This window comes from Parasynechococcus sp., from assembly GCF_042954245.1.
Taxonomy (GTDB): Bacteria; Cyanobacteriota; Cyanobacteriia; order PCC-6307; family Cyanobiaceae; genus Parasynechococcus.
The window spans coordinates 1-4,391 of record NZ_JBGKDP010000035.1 but is presented as its reverse complement, the minus strand read 5'-3'; the positions used below and the strand labels follow the sequence as shown (position 1 = coordinate 4,391).

The 4,391-nt window shown below is 55.3% G+C and carries 3 protein-coding genes and 1 pseudogene; 2 read left to right on the top strand and 2 right to left on the bottom strand.

All coding sequences use genetic code 11. The annotated features are described in order from the left end of the window. Window positions 1–358, top strand: a 358-nt coding sequence (locus ACGVJ8_RS01265) for an RNA polymerase sigma factor (protein ID WP_392345124.1), incomplete at its 5' end; no start/stop codon positions are given. Here ACGVJ8_RS01265 and ACGVJ8_RS01260 read toward each other — a convergent pair. Beyond that, window positions 343–528 carry a hypothetical protein gene (locus ACGVJ8_RS01260; RefSeq protein ID WP_392345123.1) on the bottom strand — a complete coding sequence of 62 codons (186 nt, stop codon included), beginning with the start codon at window positions 526–528 and terminating at the stop codon, window positions 343–345. The genes ACGVJ8_RS01265 and ACGVJ8_RS01260 overlap by 16 nt on opposite strands. Before the next feature lie 153 nt (window positions 529–681). Here ACGVJ8_RS01260 and ACGVJ8_RS01255 point away from each other — a divergent pair. Beyond that, window positions 682–2,156: pseudogene (locus ACGVJ8_RS01255) on the top strand (DUF3370 family protein). A gap of 1,041 nt (window positions 2,157–3,197) precedes the next feature. On the opposite strand, the gene ACGVJ8_RS01250 reads toward ACGVJ8_RS01255, so the two are convergent. Continuing rightward, a complete protein-coding gene (locus tag ACGVJ8_RS01250; RefSeq protein WP_392345122.1) occupies window positions 3,198–3,725 on the bottom strand; it encodes a YqhA family protein in 528 nt (175 codons plus the stop codon). Between the last annotated feature and the right edge of the window lie 666 nt (window positions 3,726–4,391).

The following is a 4,391-nucleotide window of genomic DNA, read 5'->3' as shown; positions in this document are numbered from 1 at the left end:
AGCCATGCGGATGATGCGCAGCTCGGGCGGCACTGCTCTGAGCTCAGCCGATGCCCTGGTGGTTGACCACTACCGCAGCAAGCAGCACTGGGTGGAATTCAATGACGATCTGCTCAATGAAACACCAGAGGGAATGGAGCTGGTCGAACGATCAGATGCTTGGAGCAGGGTGAAAAGGCTCTTCTGCAAACTTGATAAAGACGACCAATGCGCTCTCCAGATGGTCGTCATCAATGGGATGAGTCTGAGGCAAACAGCGCAACAACTTGGTATTTCAGCGATGACTGTTCAGCGGTGCGTTAAACGCGGCCTCAACAGCCTCGCGAAAGAGTTGAACGCTGCTCAGTTAGACGCCTGAGCGTCGCGATCCATCTGTTCTTGGAGGGTTTTGATGGCGGCATTGAGGGCCGACAGCTGCCGTTCTGCAGCATCACGCCAGAACCACAGCATCGACAACTTCCGTTCCTGATGCTGGCGGCGCAGGGTTGTGTGATCGGTATTGGTGCTGCAGCAAAAGGGAGGGAGCATGTCAATGTTTGCCATAAATCCATGCTGACGGATTTTCAAGCGTGGTGCGACTCACCAATCAGTTGGCTGTCTCAGAAAGTGGAACTACGGTGTGAGTTGAGAGCATCAACACAGTGGTGTCGAGTCCTTGCGAACACCACAACAGCAAGCCGCATAAGTCTCAGGCGATTCCCGGCATTGGTCTTGACCTGCGTCTCGCTTGCGGTTTTTGAGTTCGGTCCTCAGCGCTGCGCTGAGGCGTACGTCGTCCTTATGGCGGGTCAGCAGGCACGACCTCTCAACGGCACCTTCAACAACGTTCCGGTTCTTCATTCCAATCAACCAGAGATCGTCACTGGGCCAGCCATCGCTGCAGAGTCGAACCAGCTACTTGGCAACGCCACCTACACCTTCAACGGTGAGTTCGGCGTTCACATGCATCACAAGTATTACCCCCAAGACCAGTCCAAGCTTGGGGGGCGTCGATCCAGGGGATGGATGACCCTGGCCCTGATTGCGACAAATCCTGGATCAAGCCCGATCACACTGAACTTTGACCGAGGCTCCGTCAAAAACAGTTTTGAAGCGCCCTACCACCCAAATCGTCTGATGGGGGTCAAACCCCTCGGGAAGCGCCCTTGGAACACGGGGCCTGGCGATGCCACCGCCGTTCAACTTCTGCGCGGTGAACTGGACCGGAAGTTGCCCGAACGGGTCGTGATCCCGGCAGGAGCGCAGTGGGTTGTGGTGCGCACCGTGCTCTCTGCCCGTGGCATTGCCAACGGATTGCTGAGGGGACGCAGCAATGGTCCTTTCACGATGGCTGTCGTTGCGGCCGAGCAATCAGCACAGGACTCCGATCTCTTCGCGGTGTTGCAATCTGGGCGTCTGGCGCCGGGGCGGATTTATCTCAACCGGATACGTGAGATCCAGCTGGGTCGCGTTTTCTCCCGGGTGGCCGGCGTTGCCCTCGGCGATGTCTATAAGGCTGAGATCAGCCATGATCTCAACCAAGGCCCACTTCATGTGCCTCTCACCAGCACGAAGCGGCATCACTTCGGCACCAGCGATGTTCAAGTCAATCCGTTGACCACACGGATGATCGATTCCGCTCTGAATAACGTCGGAACCTACGGGGTTCGCTACGACGTGACCCTGAATGTTTCCGGTGCAGGGCCCTATCAACTGGCGCTCAGTCACCCGGTTGTGTCTGGCAAGAAGACCTTCACTGCCTTTCGTGAATCGCTGCAGATTGTTCAGGATCGAACCCTTCGTGAGGTTCACGTGGGCATGCGCTCAGGTGAGAGCCTGGCCCTGGCTGATCTCAACCTGGCGCCTGGTCTCGCAAGGCCGTGAAGGTGAGCCTGGTTTATCCAGCCGATGCCACTCCAGGCCATCTCCTCAGTGTTGTTCCCGTTCAGCAGCTGGCCAGGCTTCATCGCCGCAAGCAACAACAGCGAAATGCCCAGTTGAAAGTTGCAGGCACCAAAATCCGCATAGTGGGACCTAAGACCGCACCTCCTCCTCCTGAAGCGAAGACCATGGTTGTAAAGCGAGCTCCTGTGATGCCGGCGCATGTGATCCCTGCCGTGGCTCCAGCTGTGATTCGATCTCAGCAGCAATGGTTGCTGCAGCTTCAGGGTCGATAACCTACCCCCAGGTGGATTGAACTTTTGAGCGGCGAGGACTCAAAACGTCAACGCATCTTCGTGGAGATGTCAGAGCCCATGGTCGCGTTGATTGACCAGCTCAAGGGTGAATACGGAGCACATTCCCGTGGGCGTGTGCTCGAAAGGTTGTTGCAGGAACTGATCGACCCTGACGATGCAGCTTCGGATCCTGAGGTCATTTCCCTTAAGAACGATGCTGAACCAGCAGCAACCACCAGCTCCGATGAGGTCACCAGTCTCGTTCTGATCTCAACAGGCAACCATCAACAAGGCATTGAACAATCTCCAACCTCAGCGTCTGGGCTTCCCTCGGGGGGGCCTCGGGCATCGATCTGCCGGGGTTCGTCAGCAAGCGCACCAGTCAACTCAAGGCAACCCTTCGCTCGCCGCAGCAACGGGATTCTCCTCAGAACGACCCTCTTGTCTCAATGGTGGATCCCACTGATCTACGCGAGGCCAGTGCTACAGCTGAAGAGCACTGGAGGTCCTTGTATGGACAACCCCGGGACCAACCGTGATTGAAGCCACCATGACCTAGCTGGCGCGTGATGTCTGGTCCAGCACCGATGTGAGTGATGGGCGTCCTTCCCATTCACCTGGTCGGCTGCCAATGCGGCCGTTGAGACGCTCTGCGCCGGGTGGGAGTCAATCGATCCATCGCTCGGGCGAGTGATGGTGGTGGCCGGAGCTCTTGAGGATCACTTTGCCACGTCCTCATTGGCGGAACGCATGCCGACCCTTATCCGTCGCTTTGTAAACCGTTTCCGTCGCAGCCGGCAGGTCACCTCCTTTGAAACCCTCGAATCAACGATGACGGTGCACGGGGCTCTCAAGCTCCTGGGTTTGTCAACGCAAGCAGGTATCCCGGTCACCCTGAGCTCCATTCGGGAGGCTTACAAACAACGGGCTCTAGAGAAGAACATCCCGATACGGGTGGTTCCACCGATGCGATGCGGTGACTCAATGAGACCTATCGGTTGCTGCGTGAGCTGTACCGGAATCGCTGATCAGTCGTCGTGGCTAAGACTTTTTATGAGGCCAGAGTCTAGCCTTGCTTGAGACGCTTGCTTTATGGCTCGTGGCTGGTTCCATGGCTGCAACAATCAGCCAAGCGCTGAGGGCCAGCATGGCCACAGAGCCACAAAGAGCCAGCAGGTCGGTGGCGTTGTTCACCTCGAAACCAATGGTCTTCTTGAACGCAGCGACAATCAGGCCCACAACAATCACATTGGACAGATTGTTTTTAAGGCTTTGGACGCTGTTCACCGAGAGAATGTTGGCGTGCTGCTCCCCGGCACCCTCAATCCGTGGATCAAGGTCTGAGATCACCAGCTCATAGATGCCGTAGCCAAAGATCAGCAGAGCAATGCCTATCACGAAGTAATCAACTCCTCCCACCATCTGAGCGATTGTCTTGGCAGCAACGCTCTTGGCGCTGAAGGGCAGGCGCATGATCACGAGAAATGCGTTGAAGACCTCAATCGCTCCAATCACAAAGCAGCCAACGCTTCCGCGCAGGCTCAGCACCACCGGCACAATGCTGATCAAGCGGAATTTCTAGATCAGCCGCTCAAACCGTCGTTCAATCCATCGCGCGGCCGTGGCTCATTTCAATCAATGCTTGCCGCTTAGCCTGACCGACACAATTGTGGGTTTTGCCTGAGACGCAACAAGAGGCTTGCAACGAGTCTTGACTGAGACAAACGCTAATCCTCAAGATTCAAAATTCGCGCTGTTTTGTTTGTTGCATTCATGGGTTCTCTCCTACACGGCTGTGTTGTGTCTCGTGCAAAAAACATTCTTTCTTGCTCTCTGCTGCTGTCCACGGCCAGTCCAGGGGATATCTGTGATCTACAAAGTTCAGCAATCTCAAGCGTTTTGAGTCTTGCGTACCTGCGATAGACACAGGTACGCAAAGCCTTCTGCATCTTTTTTGGGCATCGTCGCCCTGAGCGGGTTTCGGTCTCTAGATGATCGTGTGGGAATTCTTTTGGGACCCATAAAGCGTCTTATCTTGGCCTCCTGAGACATGCTGGATGTATCTCTGATCTCAGTTAAGACGCGTAAAAAGCTCTATCTCTAGTCTCAGTTGAGATGACTTGACAATAAAAAACCGGGCGCGAAGGCCCGGCTCTTTTGAGGATGTTGATTGTTGAATCAGGTCAACGTTTGCATGCCCTGAATCAAGAAGTCGAAATAAGGAGATGTGAGCTT

Bases quoted from the DNA above. Each gene is read 5' to 3' on its own strand.
- ACGVJ8_RS01260 (WP_392345123.1), bottom strand. From the start codon at position 528: ATGCTCCCTCCCTTTTGCTGCAGCACCAATACCGATCACACAACCCTG.